The sequence below is a fragment of the Escherichia sp. GZ89 genome (assembly GCF_019366485.1).
GTDB classification, from domain to species: Bacteria; Pseudomonadota; Gammaproteobacteria; order Enterobacterales; family Enterobacteriaceae; genus Escherichia; species Escherichia fergusonii.
The window spans coordinates 198,120-210,918 of sequence record NZ_JAEOHX010000006.1 but is presented as its reverse complement, the minus strand read 5'-3'; the positions used below and the strand labels follow the sequence as shown (position 1 = coordinate 210,918).

The following is a 12,799-nucleotide window of genomic DNA, read 5'->3' as shown; positions in this document are numbered from 1 at the left end:
TTCGTAAGTGCGATTACTTACCAATACAGAAGCTGGAGAAAATCCGCCCCAGTAGGTCGTCTGAGGTAAATTCCCCGGTGATCTCGCTTAAGTTCTGCTGCGCCAGGCGCAACTCTTCCGCCAGCAGTTCACCCGCCCAGGCACCTAACAGTTGCGCTTTACCCTGTTGCAGGTGCTCTGCCGCCTGTTCCAGTGCCTGTAGGTGACGACGACGCGCCAGGAAGCCGCCTTCCATGTTGGTGTCAAAGCCCATGCTCTGTTTGAGATGGTTACGCAGCACGTCCACACCTTCACCAGTCCTTGCAGAGAGACGAATTAACGCGTGACCGTTCACTTCGCTCATCCCCAACGTTTCGCCGGTGATATCGGCTTTATTGCGTACCACGGTGATCGGCAGTTTCGCTGGCAGACGGGCGATAAACTCCGGCCAGATCTCTGCTGGATCAACGGCATCCGTGGTGGTGCCATCAACCATAAACAGCACACGGTCGGCCTGTTCAATTTCCTGCCATGCGCGCTCGATACCAATACGTTCCACTTCGTCACTGGCTTCGCGTAATCCGGCGGTATCGATGATATGCAGCGGCATTCCGTCAATGTGGATATGCTCACGCAGTACGTCACGCGTGGTTCCGGCGATATCAGTCACGATTGCCGCTTCACGGCCCGCCAGCGCGTTCAGTAGGCTTGATTTACCGGCGTTTGGACGCCCGGCAATGACGACTTTCATCCCTTCGCGCAACAAGCTGCCCTGACGAGCCTCGGCGCGTACTGCGTCGAGATCGGCAATCACGTCATTGAGCTGGGCTTCAATTTTGCCGTCGGAGAGGAAATCGATCTCTTCATCGGGGAAATCAATTGCCGCTTCGACGTAAATGCGCAAGTGGGTGAGGGCTTCCACCAGATGGTTAACCCGTGCGGAGAACGCACCTTGCAGCGAGTTTAGCGCTGAGCGCGCCGCCTGTTCCGAGCTGGCGTCGATAAGGTCTGCAATCGCTTCGGCCTGGGCTAAATCGAGTTTATCGTTCAGAAATGCGCGTTCGGAAAACTCACCAGGGCGGGCAATCCGCAGGCCGGGAATAGTCAGAATGCGTTTTAACAGCAGGTCGAGGATCACCGGACCGCCATGACCTTGCAGTTCCAGCACATCTTCGCCGGTGAACGAGTTCGGGCCAGGGAACCATAGCGCAATCCCCTGATCGAGCACGCTGCCATCGGCGTCTTTAAACGGAAGATAATCGGCGTAGCGTGGCTTAGGCAGTTTACCCAGCACGGTTTCGGCAACCTCACGGGCTTTGAGGCCGGAGATGCGCAGGATGCCAACGCCGCCACGTCCCGGAGGCGTGGCCTGGGCTACGATAGTGTCATTATCGCTCATGATGTTCCTGTTGCTTTGTGTGGCGGATGCGCGGTGCTTATCCGCCCTACGAAAAGAAAAAAGGCGGTCAACTGACCGCCCTTATTTTAGCGAAAACTCACCGAATCAGGATTTTTTCTTCTCGCGGCTATGCAGGCCACGTTTTTCCAGACCACGGTAAATCAGCTGCTGCTGAATAATGGTAACCAGGTTGCTGACGATATAGTACAGCACCAGACCTGATGGGAACCACAGGAAGAACACCGTGAAGATGACCGGCATAAAGGTCATGATCTTCTGCTGCATCGGGTCGGTCACAGTGGTCGGCGACATCTTCTGAATGAAGAACATCGTTACGCCCATCAGGATCGGCAGGATGTAGTACGGGTCCTGTGCTGACAGGTCGTGGATCCACAGTGCAAACGGTGCCTGACGCAGTTCAACGGAACCCATCAGCATGTAGTACAACGCCAGGAAGATTGGCATCTGGATCAGCAGCGGGAAGCAGCCGCCCAGCGGGTTAACCTTCTCAGCTTTGTACAGCGCCATCATTTCCTGGCTGATACGCTGTTTGTCATCGCCCAGACGCTCACGCATTGCCTGAATCTTCGGCTGCAGCATACGCATCTTCGCCATGGAGGTGTACTGCGCTTTGGTCAGCGGGTACATGATGCCACGAACGATAAAGGTGATGATGATAATGGAGAAGCCCCAGTTACCCACAAAGCTATGGATCCATTTCAGCAGTTTGAACAGCGGCTGAGAGATGAACCACAACCAACCGTAATCAACGGTCAGATCCAGGTGCGGAGCAACTGCTGCCATTTTGTCCTGGATTTCCGGGCCAACCCACAGGGTGCTGTTCATTGCGCCAGTCTGACCAGGCTGAACCAGTACCGGCTGAGATTTATAGCCGATAGCGGCGATGCCGTTACCCAGATTAGCGGTGTAGAAGTTGTTGGTACCGTCGTTATGCGGGATCCACGCAGTCGCGAAATACTGTTGCAGCATCGCTACCCAACCACCTTTCGAAGAGATGTTCAGGTTTTCGTTATCGGCAATGGTATCAAACTTATATTTCTCGTACTTCTCGTCAGGCGTGGAGTACGCCGCGCCACGGAAGGTGTGCAGTGCGAAGTTGCTGCTTCCGGTGTCGAGATGCGGTGGCAGTGTAATGGATTGCTTCAACTGACCAAAGGTGGAGATCTCCAGCGGTTTCTCGCCAGCGTTCTGCACGTTGTAGTTGACGTTGACAGCGTAATCACCACGTTTCAGGACAAACGTTTTGGTAAACGTGTTGCCTGCCGCGTCGGTATACGTCATCGGCACCTGCAGTTCATTTTGACCTTCAGCCAGCACATAAGCGTCTTTTTCAACGTTATACAGCGGACGCGGGCCGTTAGCCGGATTATCCGGGCCATCACGACCGGTCAGACCGCTCTGTGCCTGATAAATAAACTGCGGTGAAGTTTCCAGCAGCTGGAACGGCTGGGTAGAGTTCAGCTCTTTCGGGTAAGCAGGCAGCAGAGCTTGCTCAACATCACCACCACGGGTGTTGATGGTCAGATCAAGCACGTCGGTCTTAACCGAGATCAGTTTCCCCTGGCCACTGGCCGGTACGCCCTGGTCGGCGGCGCTACCCGCTGCGGTGGTCGTTGTCTGCGTGGTCTGTTGGGCCTGAGGTTGCGGGTTTTTATCCTGCTCCCAGGCTTGCCAGATCATGAAAGACACGAACAGCAAAGCGATGACTAAAAGATTGCGTTGCGAATCCATCGTTAGTGTTCTCTGGTATCAAATGGTCCGGGCGGGACGGGATCGTCACCACCAGGGTGTAAAGGGTGGCATTTTAATACGCGTTTCACCGTCAACCAACTGCCTTTTATCACTCCAAACCTGCGCAATGCCTCAATTCCGTAGCTTGAACAGGTTGGAGTGAAACGACAATGCGGCCCGAGTAGCGGACTAATCAGGCGTTGATAGACCCGAATGAGGGCTATCAGGACCCGCGAGCCAGGCGACAGTGGCGGCGCCATAATTTTTCCAACGCTTCCGAGAGAGCACGGTTATCGAGGTCGGCAACCCCTTTTTTCGCCACCACCACGAAATCCATAGCCGGGAGTTCATGTTGGCGCAGACGGAAGCTTTCACGCGTCAGACGTTTAATCCGATTGCGTTCATGGGCGCGTCGAACGTTTTTCTTGGCGACTGTAAGACCGATACGGGGATGCCCCAGCGAATTCAGGCGGCCGAGAATAGTAATTTGCGGCGTGCCAGCCCGTTGTGGCTGCTGGAAGACGAATGTGAATTGACTGGGAGTTAACAAGCGTAACTCCCTGGGAAATGCGAGCTTAACCACTCAGGGGTTAGCTTTATTACTTAGAAACGGTCAGACGAGCGCGGCCTTTAGCACGACGACGTGCCAGAACCTGACGACCATTTTTAGTAGCCATACGAGCACGGAAGCCGTGAGAACGGTTGCGCTTCAGTACAGACGGTTGAAAAGTGCGTTTCATGGCGATTTCTACCTAAACTTGAATAAATTCAATGGCTTTATTGGATATCCGCCGAAAAATGAAACGATGGACACCGAAGCCATGGGTGATTAAAGAGGCCGGATTGTAATAATTGTACACTCCGGAGTCAATTCTCTTTCCTTATTTACCGCGCTTTTCCGCACCTTTTCGCAGGGAAAACGTACGGCCTCACACCAGTGAAAACCAGCATGGCGCGCCGGGTGGAGGATTATACGGGCTGACGGGTAAAGCGCAAGGATCGTACTGGATCTTTATTAGATCGATTAAGCCAATTTTTGTCTATGGTCATTAAATTTTCCAATATGCGGCGTAAATCGTGCCCGCCTCGCGGCAGGATCGTTTACACTTAGCGAGTTCTGGATCATCCTGTGGATAAATCGGGAAAATCTGTGAGAAACAGAAGATCTCTTGCGCAGTTTAGGCTATGATCCGCGGTCCCGATCGTTTAGCAGGATCTTGATCGGGCATATAACCGCAGACAGCGGTTCGTGCGTCACCCTCAAGCAGGGTCTTTTCGACGTACGTCAACAATCATGAATGTTTCAGCCTTAGTCATTATCGACTTTTGTTCGAGTGGAGTCCGCCGTGTCACTTTCGCTTTGGCAGCAGTGTCTTGCCCGATTGCAGGATGAGTTACCAGCCACCGAATTCAGTATGTGGATACGCCCATTGCAGGCGGAACTGAGCGATAACACGCTGGCCCTGTACGCGCCAAACCGTTTTGTCCTCGATTGGGTACGGGACAAGTACCTTAATAATATCAATGGACTGCTAACCAGTTTCTGCGGAGCGGATGCCCCACAGCTGCGTTTTGAAGTGGGCACAAAGCCCGTAACACAAACACTGAAAGCTGCAGCCAGCAATACAGTTGCACCTGCTCAGGCAGCTCAGGTGCAGCCGCAACGTGCTGCGCCTTCTACGCGTTCCGGTTGGGATAACGTCCCGGCTCCGGCAGAACCGACCTATCGTTCTAACGTAAACGTCAAACACACGTTTGATAATTTCGTTGAAGGTAAATCTAACCAACTGGCGCGCGCGGCGGCTCGCCAGGTGGCTGATAACCCTGGCGGTGCCTATAACCCGTTGTTCCTTTATGGCGGCACGGGTCTGGGTAAAACTCACCTGCTGCATGCGGTGGGTAACGGCATTATGGCGCGCAAGCCGAATGCCAAAGTGGTTTATATGCACTCCGAGCGCTTTGTTCAGGACATGGTTAAAGCCCTGCAAAACAACGCGATCGAAGAGTTTAAACGCTACTACCGTTCCGTAGATGCACTGCTGATCGACGATATTCAGTTTTTTGCTAATAAAGAACGATCTCAGGAAGAGTTTTTCCACACCTTTAACGCCCTGCTGGAAGGTAACCAGCAGATCATTCTCACCTCGGATCGCTATCCGAAAGAGATCAATGGCGTTGAGGATCGTCTGAAATCCCGCTTCGGTTGGGGACTGACTGTGGCGATCGAACCGCCAGAGTTAGAAACCCGCGTGGCGATCCTGATGAAAAAGGCCGACGAAAACGATATTCGTTTGCCGGGCGAAGTGGCGTTTTTTATCGCCAAGCGTCTACGCTCTAACGTACGTGAGCTGGAAGGGGCGTTGAACCGCGTCATTGCTAACGCTAACTTTACCGGACGGGCGATCACCATCGACTTCGTGCGTGAGGCGCTGCGCGACTTGCTGGCATTGCAGGAAAAACTGGTCACCATCGACAATATTCAGAAGACGGTGGCAGAGTACTACAAGATCAAAGTTGCGGATCTCCTTTCTAAGCGTCGATCTCGCTCGGTGGCGCGTCCACGCCAGATGGCGATGGCGCTGGCGAAAGAGCTGACTAACCACAGTCTGCCGGAGATTGGCGATGCGTTTGGTGGTCGTGACCACACAACGGTGCTTCATGCCTGCCGGAAGATCGAGCAGTTGCGTGAAGAGAGCCACGATATCAAAGAAGATTTCTCTAATTTAATCAGAACATTGTCATCGTAAACCTATGAAATTTACCGTAGAACGTGAGCATTTATTAAAACCGCTACAACAGGTGAGCGGTCCGTTAGGTGGTCGTCCTACGCTACCGATTCTCGGTAATCTGCTGTTACAGGTTGCTGACGGTACGTTGTCGCTGACCGGTACTGATCTCGAGATGGAAATGGTGGCACGTGTTGCGCTGGTTCATCCGCATGAACCAGGAGCGACGACCGTTCCGGCGCGCAAATTCTTTGATATCTGCCGTGGTCTGCCTGAAGGCGCCGAAATTGCCGTGCAGCTGGAAGGTGAGCGGATGCTGGTGCGCTCCGGGCGTAGCCGTTTTTCGCTTTCTACCCTGCCAGCGGCGGATTTCCCGAACCTCGATGACTGGCAGAGCGAAGTCGAATTTACCCTGCCGCAGGCGACGATGAAGCGTCTGATTGAAGCGACTCAGTTTTCGATGGCGCATCAGGATGTTCGCTATTACTTAAACGGTATGCTGTTCGAAACCGAAGGTGAAGAACTGCGCACCGTGGCGACCGACGGTCACCGTCTGGCGGTCTGTTCAATGCCAATTGGTCAATCTTTGCCAAGCCATTCGGTGATCGTGCCGCGTAAAGGCGTGATTGAACTGATGCGTATGCTCGACGGCGGCGACAATCCGCTGCGCGTGCAGATTGGCAGCAACAACATTCGCGCCCACGTTGGCGACTTTATCTTCACCTCCAAACTGGTGGATGGTCGCTTCCCGGATTATCGCCGCGTTCTGCCGAAGAACCCGGACAAACATCTGGAAGCAGGCTGCGATCTGCTCAAGCAGGCGTTTGCCCGTGCAGCGATCCTCTCCAACGAGAAATTCCGCGGCGTGCGTCTGTATGTCAGCGAAAACCAACTGAAGATCACCGCCAACAACCCGGAACAGGAAGAAGCGGAAGAGATCCTCGACGTTACCTATAGCGGTGCGGAGATGGAAATTGGCTTCAACGTCAGCTATGTACTGGATGTTCTGAACGCGCTGAAATGCGAAAACGTGCGCATGATGCTGACCGATTCGGTTTCCAGTGTGCAGATTGAAGATGCCGCATCACAGTCGGCTGCCTATGTTGTCATGCCAATGAGACTGTAATGTCCCTCACCCGCTTGTTGATCCGCGATTTCCGCAACATTGAAACCGCGGATCTCGCTTTATCTCCCGGCTTTAACTTTCTGGTAGGTGCCAACGGCAGTGGCAAAACCAGCGTGCTGGAAGCCATCTATACGCTCGGCCACGGTCGGGCGTTTCGCAGTTTGCAGATTGGTCGTGTTATTCGCCACGAGCAGGAGGCGTTTATTCTCCATGGGCGTTTACAGGGCGAAGAGCGCGAGACGGCGATTGGCCTAACCAAAGATAAACAGGGCGACAGCAAAGTCCGCATCGACGGTACTGACGGGCATAAGGTCGCCGAGCTGGCGCATCTGATGCCGATGCAACTGATAACGCCAGAAGGGTTTACTTTACTCAACGGCGGCCCCAAATACAGAAGAGCCTTCCTCGACTGGGGATGCTTTCACAACGAACCCGGATTTTTCACCGCCTGGAGCAATCTCAAGCGATTGCTCAAGCAGCGCAATGCGGCACTGCGCCAGGTGACTCGTTATGAACAGCTACGCCCGTGGGACAAAGAACTGATCCCGCTGGCAGAACAAATCAGTACCTGGCGCGCCGAGTACAGCGCCGGTATCGCCGCTGATATGGCCGATACCTGTAAGCAATTTCTCCCGGAGTTTACTCTGACTTTCTCTTTTCAGCGCGGCTGGGAGAAAGAGACAGAATATGCTGAGGTGCTGGAACGTAATTTTGAACGCGATCGCCAGCTAACCTACACCGCGCACGGTCCGCATAAAGCGGACTTACGCATTCGCGCCGACGGTGCGCCGGTGGAAGATACCTTATCGCGTGGGCAGCTTAAGCTGTTGATGTGCGCCTTACGTCTGGCGCAAGGAGAGTTCCTCACCCGTGAAAGCGGGCGGCGGTGTCTCTACCTGATAGATGATTTTGCCTCTGAGCTTGATGATGAGCGTCGCGGGCTGCTTGCCAGCCGCTTAAAAGCGACGCAATCACAGGTCTTTGTCAGCGCGATCAGTGCTGAACACGTAATAGACATGTCGGACGAAAATTCGAAGATGTTTACCGTGGAAAAGGGTAAAATAACGGATTAACCCAAGAATAAATGAGCGAGAAACGTTGATGTCGAATTCTTATGACTCCTCCAGTATCAAAGTCCTGAAAGGGCTGGATGCGGTGCGTAAGCGCCCGGGTATGTATATCGGCGACACGGATGACGGCACCGGTCTGCACCACATGGTATTCGAGGTGGTAGATAACGCTATCGACGAAGCGCTCGCGGGTCACTGTAAAGAAATTATCGTCACCATTCACGCCGATAACTCTGTCTCTGTACAGGATGACGGGCGCGGCATTCCGACCGGTATTCACCCGGAAGAGGGCGTATCGGCGGCGGAAGTGATCATGACCGTCCTGCACGCAGGCGGTAAATTTGACGATAACTCCTATAAAGTGTCCGGCGGTCTGCACGGCGTTGGTGTTTCGGTAGTAAACGCCCTGTCGCAAAAACTGGAGCTGGTTATCCAGCGCGAGGGTAAAATTCACCGTCAGATCTACGAACACGGTGTACCGCAGGCTCCGCTGGCGGTTACCGGCGAGACTGAAAAAACCGGCACCATGGTGCGTTTCTGGCCAAGCCTCGAAACCTTCACCAATGTGACCGAATTCGAATATGACATTCTGGCGAAACGCCTGCGTGAGTTGTCGTTCCTCAACTCTGGCGTTTCCATTCGTCTGCGCGACAAGCGCGACGGCAAAGAAGACCACTTCCACTATGAAGGCGGTATCAAGGCGTTCGTTGAGTATCTGAACAAAAACAAAACGCCGATCCACCCGAATATCTTCTACTTCTCCACCGAAAAAGACGGTATCGGCGTTGAAGTTGCATTGCAGTGGAATGATGGCTTCCAGGAAAACATCTACTGCTTTACCAACAACATTCCGCAGCGTGATGGCGGTACTCACCTGGCAGGCTTCCGTGCGGCGATGACCCGTACTCTGAACGCCTACATGGATAAAGAAGGCTACAGCAAAAAAGCCAAAGTCAGCGCCACTGGTGACGATGCGCGTGAAGGCCTGATTGCCGTCGTTTCCGTAAAAGTGCCGGACCCGAAATTCTCCTCTCAGACCAAAGACAAACTGGTTTCTTCTGAGGTGAAATCGGCGGTTGAACAGCAGATGAACGAACTGCTGGCGGAATACCTGCTGGAAAACCCAACCGACGCGAAAATCGTGGTTGGCAAAATTATCGATGCTGCTCGTGCCCGTGAAGCTGCGCGTCGCGCTCGTGAAATGACCCGTCGTAAAGGTGCGCTGGATTTAGCCGGCCTGCCGGGCAAACTGGCGGACTGTCAGGAACGCGACCCGGCGCTCTCTGAACTGTACCTTGTGGAAGGGGACTCCGCGGGCGGCTCTGCAAAACAGGGGCGTAACCGCAAGAACCAGGCGATTCTGCCGCTGAAGGGTAAAATCCTCAACGTCGAGAAAGCGCGCTTCGATAAGATGCTCTCTTCCCAGGAAGTGGCGACGCTGATCACCGCGCTTGGTTGTGGTATCGGTCGTGACGAGTACAACCCGGACAAACTGCGTTACCACAGCATCATCATCATGACCGATGCGGACGTCGACGGCTCGCACATTCGTACGCTGCTGTTGACCTTCTTCTATCGTCAGATGCCGGAAATCGTTGAACGCGGTCACGTCTACATCGCTCAGCCGCCGCTGTACAAAGTGAAGAAAGGTAAGCAGGAACAGTACATTAAAGACGACGAAGCGATGGATCAGTACCAGATCTCTATCGCGCTGGATGGCGCAACGCTGCACACCAACGCCAGTGCACCGGCATTGGCTGGCGAAGCGTTAGAGAAACTGGTGTCTGAGTACAACGCGACGCAGAAAATGATCAACCGCATGGAGCGTCGTTATCCGAAAGCAATGCTGAAAGAGCTTATCTATCAGCCGACGCTGACGGAAGCCGACCTCTCTGATGAGCAGACCGTTACCCGTTGGGTGAACGCGCTGGTCAGCGAACTGAACGACAAAGAACAGCACGGCAGCCAGTGGAAGTTTGATGTCCACACCAATGCTGATCAAAACCTGTTTGAACCGATTGTTCGCGTGCGTACCCACGGTGTGGATACTGACTATCCGCTGGATCACGAGTTTATCACCGGCGGCGAATATCGTCGTATCTGCACGCTGGGCGAGAAATTGCGTGGTCTGCTGGAAGAAGATGCGTTTATCGAACGTGGTGAGCGTCGTCAGCCGGTAGCCAGCTTCGAACAGGCGCTGGACTGGCTGGTGAAAGAGTCCCGTCGCGGCCTCTCCATCCAGCGTTATAAAGGTCTGGGTGAGATGAACCCGGAACAGCTGTGGGAAACCACCATGGACCCGGAAAGCCGTCGTATGCTGCGCGTTACCGTTAAAGATGCGATTGCTGCCGATCAGTTGTTCACCACGCTGATGGGCGACGCCGTTGAACCGCGTCGTGCGTTTATCGAAGAGAATGCCCTGAAAGCGGCGAATATCGATATTTAATGGCGTTAACAATGCGAGCGTGCATGATGCGCTACGCTTATCAGGCATGAAGTTATAAGAAAGGGCGGAGATCATCTCCGCCCTTTTTATTTCTGCAATCCGCAATTATCATCCCGCAGAACTATACTTTTTGAGTCAACACGTAACGCTTTACAGGTGATTATCATGGGGCTTTTTGATGATGTTGTCGGCGCCTTTCTGAAAGGCGATGCGGGGAAATATCAGGCTATTTTGAGTTGGGTTGAGGAACAGGGCGGCATTCAGGTGCTGTTGGAAAAACTGCAAAGTGGCGGCTTAGGTGCCATTCTCTCAACCTGGTTGAGTAATCAACAGGGCAATCAGCCGGTGAGTGGCGAGCAACTGGAGTCGGCGCTCGGCACAAATGCGGTGTCCGATCTCGGGCAAAAACTGGGTGTAGATACCAGTACGGCTTCCAGCTTGCTGGCAGAGCAACTGCCAAAGATTATTGATGCTCTCTCACCGCAGGGTGAAGTGTCTTCGCAAGCCAATAACGATCTGCTTTCCGCAGGCATGGAACTGCTGAAAGGGAAACTCTTCCGCTAAGCAAAAGGGGAGCATGCAACGCGCGTTGCATCCCCCTTTTCCCTCAGGTGTTGTACTGATTTTTGAGCGGAATCGCGTTAGCATGGGTCAGGAACCAATCTATCTGGGGAACTCATGGCTATCAAACTCATTGCTATCGATATGGATGGCACCCTTCTGCTGCCCGATCACACCATTTCACCCGCTGTTAAAAACGCGATTGCCGCAGCTCGTGCCCGTGACGTGAATGTCGTGCTAACGACGGGTCGCCCTTATGCAGGTGTTCACAACTACCTGAAAGAGCTGCATATGGAACAGCCGGGCGATTACTGCATTACTTATAACGGCGCGCTGGTACAGAAGGCCGCCGATGGTAGCACCGTGGCGCAAACCGCTCTGAGCTATGAAGACTACCGTTTCCTGGAAAAACTCTCTCGCGAAGTGGGTTCTCATTTCCACGCCCTGGACCGCACCACGCTGTACACCGCCAACCGTGATATCAGCTACTACACGGTGCATGAATCTTTCGTTGCCACTATTCCGCTGGTGTTCTGCGAAGCGGAGAAAATGGACCCCAATACTCAGTTCCTGAAAGTGATGATGATTGATGAACCCGCCATCCTCGACCAGGCCATTGCGCGTATTCCGCAGGAAGTGAAAGAAAAATACACTGTGCTGAAAAGTGCGCCGTACTTCCTCGAAATCCTCGATAAACGCGTTAACAAAGGTACGGGTGTGAAATCACTGGCCGACGTGTTAGGCATTAAGCCGGAAGAGGTCATGGCGATTGGCGATCAGGAAAACGACATCGCAATGATTGAATACGCAGGTGTTGGTGTGGCAATGGATAACGCTATTCCTTCGGTGAAAGAAGTGGCGAACTTTGTCACCAAATCCAACCTTGAAGATGGCGTGGCATTTGCTATTGAAAAGTATGTGCTGAATTAATCAGTGGACGGGCAAACAGCATAAACGCGTTTGCCCGCTTACTGATTATTGGTTTACTGCATATACAACCAGAAATTGCAGCGGTGCAGTAATGATGTCCAGCGTAACAGTCACTGGCAGTAATGCTGCGGAAACACCATCCGGAATGCCTCTGGGTGAATAGTATTCATAAAATCGCACTTTAAATGGATGGTAGAACGCCATCATCTTTGAGTAATCCATGTTTTTATTTTTCTCATGGATTGTGCCTTTTAGGTTTTCCAGTGACCTGGTACAGTGTTGAACACCACAGGCAAAACCATAATGCGTTGCCAGTGCCTTTTCTTCTTCGTTATTCCAGTAGTAGTAAAGCGATATTGTGCCGGTAAATTTCTTTTTCCCCGCATTTAAAACAAATCTTGCGTCATCGGCAACCTGAATATTGTGCCGGTTAAGTGCTGGATCATTGAGCATCTTAACGATGTCATCGGCACCATCAGTGATAAGGTAATCCAGCGATTCCCCTACAAAAACATAGCCTTTTATTCCATTACTATCTTTTGCCTGCGATAGCCCCGTGATGGTGTCTGACTGCGATTGATACTTTCCTGAAGTACCCTTTGCGGTATGGGAAACCAGAGCATACGAGATACAGCCTGAAAGCATCAGCGCCAGTGGGAATAAACTGGCAGCCTTAAAAAATCCCTTAAAATTCAACCTCATGACTAATCCTTTAAACGAGTAGCTAAGCCGTTGAAAGCATACTCTTCTTTCCCTCCTGTTTAGCGCCTGATATCCCTTTTCAGATTTCTGCCCGACGCATGTCATTTT

General features: G+C 52.8%; 13 protein-coding genes. 6 read left to right on the top strand and 7 right to left on the bottom strand.

Translation table 11 applies throughout. From position 1 onward, the window contains the following. Nucleotides 1–13: 13 nt before the first annotated feature. The 6 genes from mnmE to K0335_RS12290 form a co-directional block, all read right to left on the bottom strand. Entirely contained in the window at nucleotides 14–1,378 is a 1,365-nt protein-coding gene (gene mnmE / locus K0335_RS12315; protein ID WP_001282361.1) for a tRNA uridine-5-carboxymethylaminomethyl(34) synthesis GTPase MnmE, read from the bottom strand. A gap of 105 nt (nucleotides 1,379–1,483) precedes the next feature. Further along, nucleotides 1,484–3,130, bottom strand: a complete 1,647-nt coding sequence (yidC, locus tag K0335_RS12310; protein WP_000378258.1) for a membrane protein insertase YidC — start codon at nucleotides 3,128–3,130, stop codon at nucleotides 1,484–1,486. Between the two features lie 2 nt (nucleotides 3,131–3,132). Beyond that, complete coding sequence (gene yidD, locus K0335_RS12305; protein WP_001307474.1) at nucleotides 3,133–3,390, bottom strand: membrane protein insertion efficiency factor YidD; 258 nt, start codon at nucleotides 3,388–3,390, stop codon at nucleotides 3,133–3,135. Next, nucleotides 3,354–3,713: a ribonuclease P protein component gene (gene rnpA, locus K0335_RS12300; RefSeq protein WP_000239730.1), complete on the bottom strand. Its 360-nt coding sequence runs from the start codon at nucleotides 3,711–3,713 to the stop codon at nucleotides 3,354–3,356. Before rnpA ends, yidD begins: the two co-directional genes overlap by 37 nt. Nucleotides 3,714–3,729: 16 nt before the next feature. Further along, entirely contained in the window at nucleotides 3,730–3,870 is a 141-nt protein-coding gene (rpmH, locus tag K0335_RS12295; protein WP_000831330.1) for a 50S ribosomal protein L34, read from the bottom strand. 229 nt (nucleotides 3,871–4,099) lie between these two features. After that, the gene (locus K0335_RS12290) at nucleotides 4,100–4,180 is read right to left on the bottom strand and encodes a hypothetical protein (protein WP_123057255.1); all 81 of its coding nucleotides are present in this window, start codon (nucleotides 4,178–4,180) and stop codon (nucleotides 4,100–4,102) included. A gap of 296 nt (nucleotides 4,181–4,476) precedes the next feature. Here K0335_RS12290 and dnaA point away from each other — a divergent pair, with 296 nt between their 5' ends. From dnaA to yidA, 6 genes are all read left to right on the top strand, one after another. Continuing rightward, a complete protein-coding gene (gene dnaA, locus K0335_RS12285) occupies nucleotides 4,477–5,877 on the top strand; it encodes a chromosomal replication initiator protein DnaA (RefSeq protein ID WP_000059097.1) in 1,401 nt (466 codons plus the stop codon). Nucleotides 5,878–5,881: 4 nt separating this feature from the next. Then, nucleotides 5,882–6,982 (top strand): DNA polymerase III subunit beta, encoded by a 1,101-nt coding sequence (gene dnaN / locus K0335_RS12280; protein WP_000673458.1) that lies wholly within the window; start codon nucleotides 5,882–5,884, stop codon nucleotides 6,980–6,982. Next, nucleotides 6,982–8,055 carry a DNA replication/repair protein RecF gene (gene recF, locus K0335_RS12275; RefSeq protein WP_000060098.1) on the top strand — a complete coding sequence of 358 codons (1,074 nt, stop codon included), beginning with the start codon at nucleotides 6,982–6,984 and terminating at the stop codon, nucleotides 8,053–8,055. The genes dnaN and recF overlap by 1 nt, the downstream gene beginning before the upstream one ends. A 28-nt stretch (nucleotides 8,056–8,083) precedes the next feature. Then, on the top strand, nucleotides 8,084–10,498 hold the full coding sequence (gene gyrB / locus K0335_RS12270; RefSeq protein ID WP_001353554.1) for a DNA topoisomerase (ATP-hydrolyzing) subunit B: 2,415 nt from the start codon (nucleotides 8,084–8,086) through the stop codon (nucleotides 10,496–10,498). Between the two features lie 165 nt (nucleotides 10,499–10,663). Continuing rightward, nucleotides 10,664–11,062, top strand: coding sequence for a YidB family protein (locus K0335_RS12265; RefSeq protein WP_001355061.1), 399 nt, complete (start codon nucleotides 10,664–10,666; stop codon nucleotides 11,060–11,062). A gap of 114 nt (nucleotides 11,063–11,176) precedes the next feature. Next, nucleotides 11,177–11,989, top strand: coding sequence for a sugar-phosphatase (yidA, locus tag K0335_RS12260; protein ID WP_104919992.1), 813 nt, complete (start codon nucleotides 11,177–11,179; stop codon nucleotides 11,987–11,989). A 45-nt stretch (nucleotides 11,990–12,034) separates the two neighbouring features. Here the strand turns inward: yidA and yidX are convergent, their stop codons facing one another. Continuing rightward, on the bottom strand, nucleotides 12,035–12,691 hold the full coding sequence (gene yidX, locus K0335_RS12255) for a protein YidX (protein ID WP_104920049.1): 657 nt from the start codon (nucleotides 12,689–12,691) through the stop codon (nucleotides 12,035–12,037). Nucleotides 12,692–12,799: the final 108 nt, after the last annotated feature.